At 67.4% G+C, this 14,488-nt stretch carries 12 protein-coding genes and 1 pseudogene; 7 read left to right on the top strand and 6 right to left on the bottom strand.

From position 1 onward, the window contains the following. Positions 1-27 precede the first annotated feature (27 nt). Positions 28-933, top strand: coding sequence for a LysR family transcriptional regulator (locus F0U63_RS05150; protein WP_395844280.1), 906 nt, complete (start codon positions 28-30; stop codon positions 931-933). A gap of 28 nt (positions 934-961) precedes the next feature. Beyond that, positions 962-1,915, top strand: a complete 954-nt coding sequence (locus F0U63_RS05145) for a sigma-70 family RNA polymerase sigma factor (RefSeq protein ID WP_395844278.1) — start codon at positions 962-964, stop codon at positions 1,913-1,915. 16 nt (positions 1,916-1,931) lie between these two features. On the opposite strand, the gene F0U63_RS05140 is transcribed toward F0U63_RS05145, so the two are convergent. Continuing rightward, complete coding sequence (locus F0U63_RS05140) at positions 1,932-2,864, bottom strand: SDR family oxidoreductase (RefSeq protein WP_395844276.1); 933 nt, start codon at positions 2,862-2,864, stop codon at positions 1,932-1,934. A gap of 100 nt (positions 2,865-2,964) precedes the next feature. Here F0U63_RS05140 and F0U63_RS05135 point away from each other — a divergent pair, with 100 nt between their 5' ends. Further along, positions 2,965-3,594: a TetR family transcriptional regulator gene (locus tag F0U63_RS05135; protein ID WP_395844274.1), complete on the top strand. Its 630-nt coding sequence runs from the start codon at positions 2,965-2,967 to the stop codon at positions 3,592-3,594. A gap of 371 nt (positions 3,595-3,965) precedes the next feature. Here F0U63_RS05135 and F0U63_RS05130 read toward each other — a convergent pair whose 3' ends face one another. The 4 genes from F0U63_RS05130 to F0U63_RS05115 form a co-directional block, all read right to left on the bottom strand. Further along, on the bottom strand, positions 3,966-4,538 hold the full coding sequence (locus F0U63_RS05130; protein WP_395844272.1) for a prephenate dehydratase domain-containing protein: 573 nt from the start codon (positions 4,536-4,538) through the stop codon (positions 3,966-3,968). Between the two features lie 7 nt (positions 4,539-4,545). Further along, positions 4,546-4,839, bottom strand: coding sequence for a Dabb family protein (locus F0U63_RS05125; protein WP_395844270.1), 294 nt, complete (start codon positions 4,837-4,839; stop codon positions 4,546-4,548). Further along, positions 4,836-6,131, bottom strand: coding sequence for a PLP-dependent aminotransferase family protein (locus F0U63_RS05120; RefSeq protein ID WP_395844268.1), 1,296 nt, complete (start codon positions 6,129-6,131; stop codon positions 4,836-4,838). Before F0U63_RS05120 ends, F0U63_RS05125 begins: the two co-directional genes overlap by 4 nt. Positions 6,132-6,331: 200 nt before the next feature. Further along, positions 6,332-6,985, bottom strand: a complete 654-nt coding sequence (locus F0U63_RS05115) for a hydrolase (RefSeq protein ID WP_095984217.1) — start codon at positions 6,983-6,985, stop codon at positions 6,332-6,334. 148 nt (positions 6,986-7,133) lie between these two features. Here F0U63_RS05115 and F0U63_RS05110 point away from each other — a divergent pair, with 148 nt between their 5' ends. Both F0U63_RS05110 and F0U63_RS05105 read left to right on the top strand, forming a co-directional pair. Next, entirely contained in the window at positions 7,134-8,027 is an 894-nt protein-coding gene (locus F0U63_RS05110; protein ID WP_395844266.1) for a LysR family transcriptional regulator, read from the top strand. A 927-nt stretch (positions 8,028-8,954) separates the two neighbouring features. Then, the gene (locus tag F0U63_RS05105; protein WP_395844264.1) at positions 8,955-9,143 is read left to right on the top strand and encodes a hypothetical protein; all 189 of its coding nucleotides are present in this window, start codon (positions 8,955-8,957) and stop codon (positions 9,141-9,143) included. A 101-nt stretch (positions 9,144-9,244) separates the two neighbouring features. On the opposite strand, the gene F0U63_RS05100 is transcribed toward F0U63_RS05105, so the two are convergent. Beyond that, positions 9,245-11,509 (bottom strand): hypothetical protein, encoded by a 2,265-nt coding sequence (locus F0U63_RS05100; RefSeq protein ID WP_395844262.1) that lies wholly within the window; start codon positions 11,507-11,509, stop codon positions 9,245-9,247. A 364-nt stretch (positions 11,510-11,873) separates the two neighbouring features. Here F0U63_RS05100 and F0U63_RS05095 point away from each other — a divergent pair. Further along, positions 11,874-12,413, top strand: a pseudogene (locus F0U63_RS05095) (IS3 family transposase); the annotation flags it as partial. A gap of 4 nt (positions 12,414-12,417) precedes the next feature. After that, positions 12,418-14,334 (top strand): ATP-binding protein, encoded by a 1,917-nt coding sequence (locus F0U63_RS05090; protein ID WP_395844260.1) that lies wholly within the window; start codon positions 12,418-12,420, stop codon positions 14,332-14,334. Positions 14,335-14,488 lie beyond the last annotated feature (154 nt).

Below are 14,488 nucleotides of genomic sequence, written 5' to 3'. Positions count from 1 at the left end.
CAGTCCTTGGATGACGAGGAGTCATGCATGGCCGTCGATGGAAAACTCCTGGGAGGCATGGGCGTTCTGGCCGCGGTGGTGGACGCGGGAAGCTTCATCCGAGCGGCGGAGAGCCTCGGCATGACGCAGTCGGGAGTGAGCCGCGCGGTGGCCCGGCTGGAGCAGCGTGTCGGGGTGCGGCTGTTCGATCGCACCGCGCGAGCCGTCAGCCTGACCGACGAGGGACGGCGCTTCTACGAGCAGGTGGCGCCCCTGCTCGCGGGCATCGAGGACGCCGCGGCGACGGTGTCCGACGCGGCGGGCGCGGTGCGGGGCCTGTTGCGCGTGAACGTCGATTCCGCCTTCGGGCACAACGTGCTCGCCCCGCGCCTGGGTGAGTTCCTCGCGCGTCACCCGGCGCTGTCGGTGGAGCTGGTGGTGCGCGACCGCATCGGGGACCTGGTCGCCGAGGGGTTGGACATGGCGGTGCGCTTCGGCGAGGCCGAGCCCTCGGGCCTCATCTCCCGCCAGCTCGCGCGCTCCCGGGTGCTGACGTGTGCCTCTCCCGAGTACGTGGCACGGCATGGACGGCCCAAGCATCCGAGCGAGCTGGCCCACGGTCGCCACGAATGCATCCGCGTCCGCAATCCCTTCACGGAGAGCCACTTCGAGTGGGAGTTCCAGCGCGGGGACGAAGTCATTCCCGTGAACGTCCAGGGACGGCTCGTGGTGAACGACTCGGGCAGCCTCATTGGCGCCATGCTGAGCGGCCATGGCATCGGCCAACCCTTCGAGTTCAGTGTGCGCGACCTGCTCGAGTCGGGACGGCTGGTGAAGTTGCTGCCCGCCTGGTCGGACGAGAGGTATCCGGTCTACGTGTACCACCGCTCCCGTGAACTGCCCGCCGCCCGGGTGCGGGCCTTCATCGACTTCCTGTTGGAGATCGCGAAGTAACCGGGCGGACCTGATAGTTACCGGAGCGATGGACACCGCCCACTCCCTCGAGGAACACCGCGCCGCGCTGACCGGCCACTGCTACCGCATGCTGGGCTCCGCCGCCGAAGCCGACGACGCCGTCCAGGAGACGATGGTGCGGGCGTGGCGCAACCTGGAGCGGTTCGAGCAGCGCGCCTCCCTGCGCACCTGGCTCTACCGCATCGCCACCCGCGTGTGCCTCGACGCGCTGAGCGAGAACTCGCGCCGCATGCGCCCCATGGAGACGGGTCCCGTTGGCACGGTGGATGACACCCTCACCACGAGGCCTGGCTCTTACTGGCTCGAGCCCATTCCCGACGCGCTCGCCGTGCCCTCGGATGTGGATCCCGCTGAGCGTTTGATGTTGCGCCAGAGCATCCGTCTGGCCTTCGTGGCCGCGCTCCAGCACCTGCCGCCCAAGCAGCGCGCGGTGCTGCTGTTGACCGAGGTCCTCGGTTGGTCCGCCGCCGAGACCGCCGAGAGTCTCGACACCTCGGTCGCCTCGGTGAACAGCGCCCTCCAGCGGGCACGGGCGACACTCGCCACGCACGATCTCACCCAGGCCCGCGCGCCCCTGTCCGACGCTCAGTCCACGCTCGTGGACCAGTACGTCGAGGCATTCGAGCGGTATGACGTGACCGCGCTCACGCAGCTGCTCCACCAGGACGCGACCCTCTCGATGCCGCCCTATTCGCTGTGGCTTCGCGGTCACGAGGCGATCAGTGCCTGGCTATTGGGGCGGGGCTCGGGCTGCCGTGGATCCCGATTGGTACCGACCTTGGCGTGTGGCTCGCCCGCCTTCGGACAGTACCGGCCGGGGAGCGAGCCGGGGCAGCCCCATCAGCCGTGGGCGCTGCTCGTGCTCGAACTCTCGGACGACCGCATCACCGCGATGAACTCGTTCCTGGACACGGCGGCGCTGTTCCCGCGCTTTGGCCTGCCCAAGGAACTCGCACCGTAGGCCGCGCGCGATGACGTCAAGCCGCCGCGTTGCCAGACGACGGCAAAGGCTCGAAGTAGTGACGCTCGGCGAGGTCGGCGAGCAGCCCTGGGTGCGTCGGCTGCCAGCGCAGCAGTTCCCGCGTGCGCGTGCTGGACGTGGTGTTATCGAGCTGCGCGAAGGTGGCGAGGAAGCCGAGGTGCTTGTTGGCATCGTCCGCCGAGATGCTGGCTGCCGGTAGCCCGAGGCCACGGCCGATGGCTTCAGCGATGTGGCGGAACGGGATGCCCTCGTCGGCGACGCCGTGGAGGCGTGAACCCGCCGGCGCCGCTTCCAATGCCAGGCGGTACAGACGCGCCGCGTCGAGTGTGTGCAGCGCGGGCCAACGGTTGGACCCTTCTCCGACGTAGGCAGCGAAGCCGTTCTGACGCGCCATCGCGATGAGCGACGGGACGAAGCCGTGGAGATCCAATGAGCTATGCACCGTCGGTGCAAGACGGATGACCGAGGAGCGGACACCGCGCTGACCGAGCGCGATGACGGCGTTCTCCGAACCGACGCGCGCGCCGCCCTCGAGGACGTCGTCTTCGGTGCCGATACGACCGCGCACGCCAAACGCCAGCGGGAGCGTTCCCCCCGTGCTCACGAACGGCTTGCCGGAGCCCTCGAGCGCCGCACCGATAGCCTCGATGGCGCGGAGATCGGCCGCCGCCGCCCCCGCGTAGTCGCCGGTGAAGGCCACGTCGTGCTTGAACGCGAGGTGGATGACCCCCTCCGCGGCGGCAGCGGCCTCCCGGAGACCCTCGAGGTCGTCGAGCGAGCCTCTGCGCACCTCGGCGCCGGCGGACGCCAAGGCGGCGGCCGAGGTGTCGGAGCGAGCGAGGGCGACGACCTCGTGCCCCGCGGCGAGCAGTTCGGGAACGACAGCGGAACCAATGTGACCGGACGCACCGGTGACGAAGACGCGCATGGAACCTCCTGATGTCAGGGTCTGACATCAGATCTAGCAGCTGATGTCAGTTCCTGCAATCAGATGATGTCAGTTCCTGAAATCAGCTAGGCTGGAGCGCATGAGCCGCTGGGAACCCAACGCACACGAACGGCTGCAGCAAGCCGCGATGGAGCTCTTCCAAGAGCGCGGGTACGACCGCACGACCGTGGAGGAGATCGCCGCGCGCGCCGGGCTCACCGAGCGGACCTTCTTCCGCTACTTCACCGACAAGCGCGAGGTCCTGTTCTCGGGCTCGAAGGATCTCGAGAAGCTCATCGTCGAGAGCATCGCGGGTGCTCCACAAACGATGGCGCCGCTCGACGCCGTCACCATCGCGCTCGAAACCACGGCGCCCATGTTCGAGGAGCGCCGTGCGCGGTCGCGCACGCGACAGGCCCTCATCGCGGCGCACGCCGAGCTTCGAGAACGCGAGCTGATCAAGCTCTCCTCGCTCGCATCGGCGATCGCCGAAAGCCTGCGAGGGCGAGGTGTCGCCAGGCCGGCCGCCACTCTCATCGCCGAGGCGGGGATCGCCATCTTCAAAAGCGCGTTCGAGCGCTGGGTCGAGGACCTCCAGGAGCACGACCTCTCACATCACGTCCGCGGGGCGCTCGAGGAGCTCCGACTCGTCACGGCCGCAACGGGCGCGGCGTCTTCGGCCCGGCCCCAAACGAAAGCGACGCAACGCAGTCGACGGAGTTCCCCGTAGAGCCGAAGCACGCGAAGACCTCCCGAGGCCGCTCGGCGATGACGTAGCGCTGCGTGCGCAACCTCGGCGTGTGTGTGTGAGCCTGGCCCCGGCACGAGGGCCACCCCAGGCCGCGTGGTGTTGAGGCTCAAGACAGCCCACAGGCCCCTGCCACGCACCTGATAGGAGCGCGGCCTGGGCAGACGTGTACCCCAAGGGCGCTGCGCGGCCTGTCCACTGGCCGGGCACGAGCAGCCAGACGCGTGGCTCGACATTTCTCCGCCCTCCAGCAGGAGGCGCGGGCTCGCACCTTGGCGCCACGCCGCAACGGCATCACCGCGTCGGTGGGGCTGCGGACGTCGCTCGACCCGTCGTGCCGCATGGCCCGGACTTCAGGAGCGCACGAAGACCGACCACACCATCCGGATCGGACGTTTTCGGGAGATGAACTCCAGGCCATAGCGCGCCGCCGCGGGCTCCGTGGTCAAGGCCAGCTCGAACGCTCCCTCGGCGACGGCCTTCGCGGCGCTGCTGGTCGAATCCACGCTGACGATCTCTCCGACCCGGAATCCGCTGGGAAGGAGCTGGGCCACCAGCGGCTTGGGTGATGGATGACTCGCGATGGTCGGCACGGCGGACAGCCCCTCCCGGTCCTGTCTCTTCGCGATGCCGTAGAGAGGGGTGTCCATCACGAACACGTCCGACAGCACGAGCGAGTCATCCATGTAGAAGCGGTGGATTTCCTTGTAGGCATTGGCGACGACCACGTGGGTCAACGCGCCCGAGCGCAGCTCTTCGTACGCCTGCTCGTACGTCTGGTACAGCTCGGTGCGGGACTCCCGCCGCAGCCTTGAGCGGAGCAGATGGGCCGCTTGTTCGCTGCTGGTGCCGGGGGGTCCCAGTGTACCGACCACCACGTCGGCCGTGTGCCTGTCCACCAGGCTCACCCAACCAAGGTTCGTCATGGCTCTCTCACTCCTCGATGTCCGCGATGACCCAGGTGCTGATCTCGCGCCACCGCGCGGCCGACGCCTGGTGGAAGGGGTGAGCCAGGTAGCGCTGCAAGGTCTCCTGGTCATGGAGCAGGCCGATCACCGCGAAGTCATGCGCGATATCCCGGCGGCTGATGTTGCGCCCCGCCTGCCAGTGCAGCAGGTCCGGCACCCGTTCCCCGACCTGGTGCGACGACTGTTCGGCGGCGAGCGCATCGGGCTCCTGCCAGGTGATTCCCGGTTTGAACTTGAACAACACGATGTGTCTGATCATGACAGCTTGGACTCCGCGGCGACGAACCCGGCCAGCCGATCCAGTCCCTCGTCAATCAACTCCGGGGTGAGCAGGCTGAAGGACAACCGGAGCTGATGGGAGTGGTCCTGGTTCGCGTAGAAGTGGTGCATCGGCGTCCAGATGACTCCGTGTTCGCGTGCCGAGCGCTCCAAGGACTTGTCATCCACCGGAAAGGGCACCGTCACCACGATGAAGAACCCTCCGCCCGGCGTGTTCCAGCTGACCGGTCCGCCCGCGGGGAAGCGCCTGGCGAGCCCGGCGAGCACTCGCCGGAGGTTGAGCCGATAGATTTCGATCTCGCGTTTGTTGGCGGCGAGCATGCTGTACCCGTTGCGCAACAGCTTTCCTCCGACGATCGCCTGCGCGACCGGTGAGGTGTTGAGCGTGACATTGCTCTTGATCAACGACAGTTGATCCGCGAGCGACCCCACGACGACGCCCTCCCGCGTCACCGGCTGATCGGCGACGACGAAACCCACACGAGCACCGGGCAGTCCCGTCTTGGCGAACGAGCCGATGTGGAGCACGACCCGCCCGGTGTCGAGCGCCTTGAGCGTGGGCAGCCGGTTGTTGGGGTCGGCGTGGAACAGGCCATAGGCGTCGTCCTCGATCAACAACAGCGCGTGTTCCGCGGCGATGTCGAGCAACCGCCGCCGGGTGGTCAGATCGAGGCTGATGCCGGTCGGGTTGGAGAAATCAGGAACCAGGTACAACGCCCGCGTCCGCAGGCCCCGCTTCCGCGTGGCGGCCAGCTGGCGCCCCAGGTCGTCGAGATCGATGCCGTGGGGGCCGCTGGCGACCGGGATCACGGGCATGTCGAGCAGCCGCGCCGCGCCCGTGAGCCCGAAGTAGGTCGGCATCACGGCCAATACGGCGTCACTCGCATCCGTCCGCAGGGCCCTGAGCACCAGGAACATCGCTTCCTGGGCGCCCACCGTCACCACGATGGACTCCGGATCGACCCGGATGCCCTCGTCGACCTCGAGGTACTTCGCGACCAGATGGTGGATGACGCCCTTGGTCCGTCCATACTGGTACAAGGTGCGCCGCACCTGCGCGGCGCTCTGCTCGAGGTCCTGGGTCAGGTGGGCCACGAAGGCATCCAGGTATTCGTGCAACTGATTCACCTGGAACAGTTCCTCGAAGGGTCTGCCCGCGGCGAATGAAATGGCATCCGGATGATTGCTCGCGATGTCATTGAGCAGATTCATTGACAACAGCACCGGGTCGGCCAGCGCCCCGTGCAGTGTGTCCAAAGGCAATTCGAGCATGACGGCACAATCTCCAGCAGGAGTCGGGAAATGACATCGCGCGGCGCCGGGCGAAATGGATTGCGTGACTTCTCGGACGTGTCCGAGAAGTACATCAAGGCCTGACGTGTCGGCTGAACGAGGGCCGTCCGCACCGCACAGGCCGGCCTTGCCGGTGACGGGGATGCGAGGCCCGATGAGCCGTCACACCCCCGCCCAGGTCATGCTGCCTTGCCGGGCACGGGCGTGTTGAGCAACTGCTGCTCCCACAGGAACGCAATGCCGAGGCCAGCCGCATGCTGCTTGAGCAGGTCGACGAATTCAGCCACGTGCGCCGTCCGAGCGTGATCGCGCTGCCATTCGGACACGAGTGCCAGCCACGTCATCATGTTGGCGCCGGCCGCGATCATGCGTTGGATGGCCACCTGATGCGCCTCCACCGAAAAGGCGCCACACGCATCGGTGATCACCGTCACATCCCAGCCCTCGCCGAGGGCATGGATCACCGGCATGGCGACACAGACCTCCGTATACAGGCCCGCGATGATCAGCTGCTTGCGCCCCGTGGCCTTGACCGCGTCCACGACCTTCCGGTCCTCCCAGGTGTTGATGAACGTCCGGTCGATCACCTTCTGGCCCGGGAAGACATCGGTGATCTGCGGGAAGAGGAGGCCGCCTCGCTCGGCGATCACGCTCGTCAGAATGGTCGGGACGCCATAGGCCTTGGCGGCCTTCGCCAAGGCCGTTGCATTGTTGACCACCAGGTGCGGATCGTGGCTGTTCACGTTCGCGAGCTGGAACGGCTGGTGGTCGATCAGGACGAGGACCGAGTCCTCGGGACGAAGAAGCGAAGAGAGGCCGTTGCGGAAAGTCATCGGAGCATCCTTGTGCCGTTGTGGCGAAGTGGGTGATTGAGTGGTGCGCCAGCGACAACGCCGCTGGGAGACTCAATGTGGCGTTCTGGAGCTCGACGCGGTAGTACGACTCCGTGGCGAGCTGTGTCGCGGAAAGTGGAACGCTGAGTTGGACGTCGAAGATCTGCGAACGTTTGTGGAGGTGGCTGATGCCGGCGGGGTCTCGCCCGCGGCAGTGCGGCTCGGCGTGTCCAAGTCGATCGTCAGCCGTCGGCTCGTCCGTCTCGAAGGGGAACTCGGCGTCCAGCTGCTGACCCGATCCACCCGGGGGGCTGCGCTCACGGAGGCCGGGGCCACGTTCCGTGACCACGCCGCCAGGGTGTGCGCCGAACTCGACGCGGCAAGGGAGACGATCCTTCCCGCCGGTGACCTTCGCGGACGCCTTCGTGTGGCCGCGCCACTGTCTTTCGGCCTGACTCATTTCGCTCCCGTGCTCGCGGAAATGGCGCGACGCCACCCCCAGCTACACATCCAGACCAGCTACAGCGATCGCTTCGTCGATCTCATCGCCGAAGGGTTCGACTGCGCGATACGGGTGGGATACATCCAGGACTCCAACCTGATCGCACGACGCATCGCCACGATCCACGGGAAGCTCGTCGCGAGCCCGGCCTATGTCCAGGCGCACGGGTCGCCCGAGACCCCCCAGGAGCTGCTCGCTCACCAGTGCCTGATGCAGGGCACCGAGACCTGGCAGTTCATGGACGGCGACGAGGTCATCACGGTTCGTCCGCAGGGACGCTTCAAGGCCGACAACGGCGTGGCGCTGCTCGCGGCTGCGACAGCGGGCGTCGGGATCGCGCTCCTGCCCGCCTGGATCACCGACGAACACGTGGCCTCCGGAGCCCTCGTGCCCGTCATGACGCGGCATCCACCACCCGCGGCGGGTGCGTACGTGGTTCGACCGCCGGGTCAGCATCCCGCCCGGAAGATCCGGGTGCTGACCGAACTCCTGATCGAGCATTGCGACCTGTCCATGCGCTCCGCGGGATTCGCCCCTTAGGAGCACGACCACCCTTGCATGTCGTCAGGCGTGGCCCCGAGCCGGCGTCCGCTGGTGGGCTTGACGGTACCGACGTTCTTCATCGCCGCCGCGTTGGCGCTGACGGTGAAGTGGGGGCCGCCATGGCAGTTTGGCACAGCCGGCGGATCCGAACAGACGACTCGTAGGAGACGACTCGTAGGAACGACGAGAAGGGTGTCAGACGACTCGTAGGAACGACTCGGAGAGCGAGAGGTATCGGAACGAGTTCTTTGACACCTTCTCTGGCCTTCTCTGGCTCTTCACCGGGCTGGAGCTGCTCCGCCGGCTGGCCAGCCTGGTGCCTCCTGCGAGGGCAAACCTGACGAGGTTCCACGGCGTCTTTGCCCCAGGCGCGAAAGTGCGTCCATTTCTGCTCCCTCAAGCAGGGGCGGAGCCGGGGCTGGAGGAGGAGAGCCCCGCCTTTGCCGCGACGGTGGAGGAGCGGAGGAAGGAGCCCACACCCCGTTTGGACCAGGCCGGGCTGCTGCGCGGGACGTTCGCCCTGGAGGTGTTCGCGTGCTTGAGGTGTGGAGGCAGGCGGCGGGTGTTGGCGGACGTGAAGGGAGCAGCAGGGGTGAGAGCGATTCTTTAGCACCTGGGGTTGCCCACGGCGAGTGCGCACCTGGCCCCTGCGCGAGGGCCGCCCCAGAGCGCGGGGTGTTGAAGCTCAAGCCGCCACAGCCAGCCATGACAGCCAGGCACCTGCCGCGCCCCTCCTGGCAAGGCGGCTGGGGGAGGCGTGTACCCCACAGTGGCTGCGCGGCCTCTCCACCGGCTTGGCACACTGCCCACATCTCCCCCTCTGCGCTCGTCCTCGGCCCTCCTCCGCCCCTCTGCACCAGCCCTCCCCCTCCACACGGCCTCTCTCCTGCCTATACGCCGGGCCCGCTCTGGGGCGAAGAGGGCGTGCTGACGGCCGAGCTGGACCTCGGGATGCTGACACGGGCGCGGCTCGACTTCGACCCCTGCGGCCACTACGGCCGACCCGACATCTTCCGCCTGGAGGTGAACGAGCGCGAGCGGCCCGGTGCGACGTTCCTCCGTCAGGAGGCTCCCGGGGAGATGGCCTCGTCCCTGGCCTCGCGCGGCAGGTAGCGCCTGTCCCAGGTTCCGGGAGCACCCAGGCGGCGGAGCCCTGACGCGCGGAGTCTCGCCCGCCCGGGACAGGCGAGGACGAGACTCACCGACCGCGCGTGCTACCCGTTGGGCACGCGCTGGATGGAGCCGTTGGGCACGAGCTTCACCTGCTCCGGGTCGTAGCCCGTGGCCGGGTACTTGCGCTGACCCTGCACCTGGTAGACCTGGGTGCCGGTGCGCTCACGCAGCAGGGTGCCATCGGCGGGCAGATCGTCACGCACCTGCAGGGCATCCTGGTTGTTCGTGTCACTCACCAGGAGCGCCGAGAGCGAGCCATCCGGAAGGAGGAGGACGGGCCTCGGAGCAGGCCAGAGATTGAACTCGGTCGGGTCGGGGAAGACGAAGTTGCCGCCGCCCTGGTACACGAAGATCCCGGGGTTGTTCACCTCGCGCACCAGCGTCCCGTCGCGCGGCTTGGTGTCCTCGCGCAGTTTGTACTGCTGGCTGCCGTCACTGGCGTCCACGAGCAGGGCCAACAGGGAGCCGAACGGGATGGACTTGACGCTCGTCACGCCCGTGGCCTGGCCGTAGGCGGCCCAGGATTCGGAACTGGGCGCCCAGAAGCGGCCCCCTCCCTGGTACACCCAGATCGCGGTCTTACCCACCTCGTGCACCGCCGTGCCGTCCCGCGGCGACAGGTCGTCGCGCGCCTGGACCTGAGCACCGCCGTTGACCTCCACGAGGATGTTCGACAACGAGCCCGAGGGGAGCGACTTGACGCTCGTCACGCCCGTGGCCTGGCCGTAGGCGGCCCAGGATTCGGAACTGGGCGCCCAGAAGCGGCCCCCTCCCTGGTACACCCAGATCGCGGTCTTACCCACCTCGTGCACCGCCGTGCCGTCCCGCGGCGACAGGTCGTCGCGTGCCTGGACCTGGTCCACACCGTTGACGTCCACGATGACGCTCGACAGCGAGCCCGCGGGAAGCGGCTTGACGTCCGTCATGCCGGTGGCCTGGCCGTAGGCGGCCCAGGATTCGGAACTGGGCGCCCAGAAGCGGCCTCCCCCCTGGTACACCCAGATCGCGGTCTTACCCACCTCGTTCACGGCCACGCCCACCGTCGGCGCCGGAGTCGACTTGGGCATGTAGGCGCGCGGCAGGAACATGACATTGGCGCTGGTCTTGCCCACCGCGCTCAGGTAGCTGTTCAGCGACGTGGGATCGGGCGCCCAGAACAGTCCTCCACCAGCGGCGACGTAGTGCGCGGCACTGCCGCCAAAGCGCACCAGGGTGCCGTCCCGCAGGCGCCAGTTGGCCGCGAGCGCGTAGAACCCCTCGTTGTCCCGCTGCACCTTGGACAGATCGTAGCCGAGCGACTGCGCCTCCGCGTCATTGGCGAAGAGGAAGGGCGCGCCTCCGGCGATGACATAGAGCCGTCCGTCCGGACGGCGCAGGAGCGTGCCGTCACAGGGACCCACATTGGTGCGGTCGGCATTGGGCAGGTAGCACCGCGTCTTCGGAGAGCCGGGCAGCAACACCTCCTTGCCATCCGACGCTTTCGCATACATGCGGAAGGAGCGCGTCACTCCATCCGCCATGGGGGCGTCGCCGACGTCGCCCATGAACAAAGCGTTGAAGTCATAGGCGTGGTTGCCCTGAATGCCGAGGCGTTCGTTCAAGCTCGGGCGCGCGTGCCAAAAAGAAATAGGATTCTCGCTCACACCATCGGCGAAGGGCGGGCTCCAGACGACTCGTCCCTGGACAGTGCGGCTCTGATTGCTCGGATCATAGGCATAGGACTGGATTGAAAATGTCAGGCCCATGGACTCGAACTCACCCACGACCTGGGCGGGAGGAGGAGGCGGCGGCGGCGTGTTGGGGACTTCCCACTTGATGCCGAGGTCCACTTTCAACTCAGAACTGGAACTGTAACCAATGACTGTCGGCAATACGACCCACTCGCCCTCCGTGACGGACAATCCATTCCAGAGCGTTTTCGGCAACTGGTAGGTAGGGCAGGAAAAACCACTCCCATTGCGACTAGGCTCGATGATGACGTCTTTCCACCCGACGTAGGTCAGCTCGACCTTGCTGAGGGTCACACCCGAACCCGAGATGGAGTCCACGTAGACACCGCGCACGAGGGCGCCAGCCGGAGGCAGAGCCTCTATCGAGCTCTCGGGCTTCGAGGGGGTCCACCTGAAGTGAACGATCGTGGTGCCCGTCGTGGAAGTCAGACAGGACGAGCAGGGGTTGGGGTTGACGGGGATCTGAATCCCGATGGGCGGCAACTCCTGCGCCCGCACCGAGGAGGGAAAAACAGCCATCAGCACCGCGACCATCAACCCCGTGAGCCACGAAACCGGGCTCCCTCGGGTACTCAATCCATTTCCAAAGATACTGCTCACCATGAGTGTTCCTTCGCTGCGATTCGAATCGCTGTCCATCCGGGTCCAGGCTCGCTGGGGCCCCGAGGTGAGCGACGTCTAGCGTTTCGCACCGGACGAACACAATGAAGCCGTTCACACCAATGATGTGAACGGCTTCACACCCCCACGAGCGCGAGCGGCTACGGTGTCAAGGAATTCGAATCACAGGACAGAAGCCAGAGCGAGACTCGGCGTGGACGGTGAACCGACCTGTTCCCAAATTTTCTGAGAATTTGGAATTGGCCAAAGTGACGCACCCGGCTCATCGGCCCGACGCCTGCGCGTCCACGGCGGCCAACTCCTAGTGGTGACGGCGGTACACCAGGAGAGCCGCGGCAGGTAGGGCAGTCCGCGCGTGCACGCCGAGTTGCGCGCCCGAGGTCGGCGCGTGAGTCGCAAGCGCGTGGCCCGTCTCATGGGCCAGCAGGGCCTGTACGCTCGCAAGAAGCGCCGGTTCGTGCAGACGACGGACTCACGCCACGCTCAGCCCGTGGCCCCCAACCTCCTCGAGCGCGACTTCTCCCCCGGCCAGCCCAATAGCACCTGGGCCACGGACATTACCTACGTGTGGACGAGGCAGGGCTGGCTGTACCTGGCTGTCATCCTCGACCTCTTCTCACGCAGGGTGGTGGGCTGGGCGATGAGCGAGAACATCGACCGGCACCTGGTGCTCAACGCACTCGACATGGCCCTGAAAGGACGGCAGCCGGGGCGAGGACTGTTGCACCACTCGGATCGGGGCAGCCAGTACGCCAGCGAGGACTACCAGAAGGCACTGGCTGCTCGCGGGATTCAATGCAGCATGTCGCGCAAGGGCAACTGCTGGGACAACGCCGTGGCCGAGAGCTTCTTCAGCAGCTTGAATGGTGCTGGCGCTGGCGCGGCCCGAGGTGAAGACGCTCTTCCCCGGCCTGTGGTCGCGGCGCTTGCAGGAGGTGACACGGCTCGGACTGGGCCGCAAGGCGGGGGCGCAGTTGGTGCGGGAGGTGCTGGGGCCGCAGGTTCCGGACTCCGTGGTGCGGCGGGCCGTGGAACTGGCGGATGGCAACGTGCTCTTCCTGGAGGAGCTCATCCGCGGAGTGTCCGAGGGACGGGGGGAGGGAGTCCCGGACACGGTGCTGGCGATGCTCCAGGCGCGTGTGCAGCGGATGGACTCCAGGACACGCCAGGTGTTGCTGGCGGCGAGCGTCTTCGGCCGGGATTTCTGGCCGGGGGGCGTGTTGGAGCTGTTGGGCCGGCAGGTCGCGAGCGAGTCCCTGGAGAAGCACCTGCGGATGCTCGTGGAACAGGAGGTCATCGAGCGGCAACCCGACAACCGGTTCTCCTCCGAGATCGAGTACCGCTTCCGCCATGCGCTGGTGCGGGACGCGGCCTATGGCCTGGTGCCCGACCACCAGCGCCCGGTGGGCCACCGCCTGGCCGGCACCTGGTTGGAGCGGAAGGGCGAGCTGGACCCCCTGATGCTCGCCACGCACCACCAGCTCGGCGGGCAGCCGGAGCGCGCCGTCCATTTCTACACCCGTGCCGCCGAGCAGCTCTTCGACCGTTACGACATGCGGGGATCGATGCGGTGTGTGGAGGCGGCCCTGGCCTGCGGCGTGGAGGGCGGGACGTCCGGACGGCTGCGCGGGCTCCAGGCCGTGGTGGCCTTCTGGATGGATGACATGCCGAAATCCCTGGCGCTCGGCGGTGCCGTCCTGGAGGAGTTGGAGCCGGGCAGCCGGCTGTGGTGCTGGGTAATGGGTGGACAGATATTGGGGCGCATCTACCACGGCACGCGCCAGGAGCAGCTCACCCGGCTGAAACAGCTCTTGCGACACACCCCACCAGCGCCCGAGGCCCTCGCCGCCCATCCGTGGGCCCTTGCCTGCATGGGCCTGTCCTTCGTGTTCTCAGGCTCACGTGGGGAGCTGGAAGACTGGCTCGGGCAGATGCGGCAGATGCTCGCGGATGGGCCGTCGCGAGGGTGGCTGCGATACATCGACGGCTTCTTCCATCACCTCTTGGAGCCCAGGCCATGGCACGCCTTCGTGCAGGCCGAGCAGGGGATGCGGGACTTCCGCGAGTTCGGCGCGGAACGGGACGCGCTCACCGTGGAGGCCCTGGTGGGGCTGACCCAGGCCGCGCTGGGAGACGTCGCCGGAGCCGTGGAGCGGATGCAAGCGGTGGTGAGCGCGTGCCGGCGGCTGGAGGCGCATGTCACGGTGGGCACGATCCAGCACCGCTCGAGCCACATCCTGGCTGGCAGCGCCGATCCCGCGCACTGGCAGCAGGCCCATGAGCTGGCGCGCCCGTGGGTGGAACTGGAGAACTTGAATCCCTACCGGCGGGGCAGCGCCCACTCCGTGATGGCGAAGGTGCTGCTGGAGCGAGGCGAGTGGGACGAAGCCGAGGCGCATGCACGCAAGGCCTGTGAGCTGCTGGCTCCCTTCCGCGCGGACGTGGTCTACGCGCTCCGGTTCCTCAGCAACATCCTGCTCGCCCAGGGGAGGGCCACGGAAGCCCGCGAGGTGGCGGCGCTCGGCGTGCGGGAGTTGGAGCAGGCGCGTTGTATGGGGATCAATGCGGTGGGCATGCGCCTGGCGTTGGCGGAAGCCTGCTTCACGCAGGGCGATGACGGAGAGGGCGATGCGGCCCTGCGCGAGGCCCTGCGATGCGTGCGCATCCGCGCCCGTGACATCCCCGAGCCTCAGGCCCGGGAGCGTTTCCTGCGTCAGGTGCCCGAAAACGCCCGTACCCTGGAGCTTGCTCGCCAGCGCTGGGGAGATGCCGCGGCGTAGCGCCCGGGGCGTGTGCTTCCGCGGGAGGCCAGCCTGGGCCTCCGGGCGGTTGCCCGAAATCCATCTCCACGGGTCCCAGGAAAGGGACTCGCGCTTCGAGTTCCAATCAGGCCTGAGTGGAATTCCATCGTGCAGCAGCGGCTGCGCTGGACGG

This window comes from Cystobacter fuscus (assembly GCF_044360685.1).
Taxonomy (GTDB): Bacteria; Myxococcota; Myxococcia; order Myxococcales; family Myxococcaceae; genus Cystobacter; species Cystobacter fuscus_C.
The sequence above is the reverse complement of the archived record's forward strand: the minus strand, read 5'-3'. Positions and strand labels throughout refer to the sequence as shown.

What these genes read in the sequence shown, in the direction of transcription:
- F0U63_RS05150 (WP_395844280.1), top strand. Translation starts at nt 28, where the DNA reads ATGGCCGTCGATGGAAAACTCCTGGGAGGCATGGGCGTTCTGGCCGCG.
- F0U63_RS05145 (WP_395844278.1), top strand. Translation starts at nt 962, where the DNA reads ATGGACACCGCCCACTCCCTCGAGGAACACCGCGCCGCGCTGACCGGC.
- F0U63_RS05140 (WP_395844276.1), bottom strand. Translation starts at nt 2,864, where the DNA reads ATGCGCGTCTTCGTCACCGGTGCGTCCGGTCACATTGGTTCCGCTGTC.
- F0U63_RS05135 (WP_395844274.1), top strand. Translation starts at nt 2,965, where the DNA reads ATGAGCCGCTGGGAACCCAACGCACACGAACGGCTGCAGCAAGCCGCG.
- F0U63_RS05130 (WP_395844272.1), bottom strand. Translation starts at nt 4,538, where the DNA reads ATGACGAACCTTGGTTGGGTGAGCCTGGTGGACAGGCACACGGCCGAC.
- F0U63_RS05125 (WP_395844270.1), bottom strand. Translation starts at nt 4,839, where the DNA reads ATGATCAGACACATCGTGTTGTTCAAGTTCAAACCGGGAATCACCTGG.
- F0U63_RS05120 (WP_395844268.1), bottom strand. Translation starts at nt 6,131, where the DNA reads ATGCTCGAATTGCCTTTGGACACACTGCACGGGGCGCTGGCCGACCCG.
- F0U63_RS05115 (WP_095984217.1), bottom strand. Translation starts at nt 6,985, where the DNA reads ATGACTTTCCGCAACGGCCTCTCTTCGCTTCTTCGTCCCGAGGACTCG.
- F0U63_RS05090 (WP_395844260.1), top strand. Translation starts at nt 12,418, where the DNA reads ATGGTGCTGGCGCTGGCGCGGCCCGAGGTGAAGACGCTCTTCCCCGGC.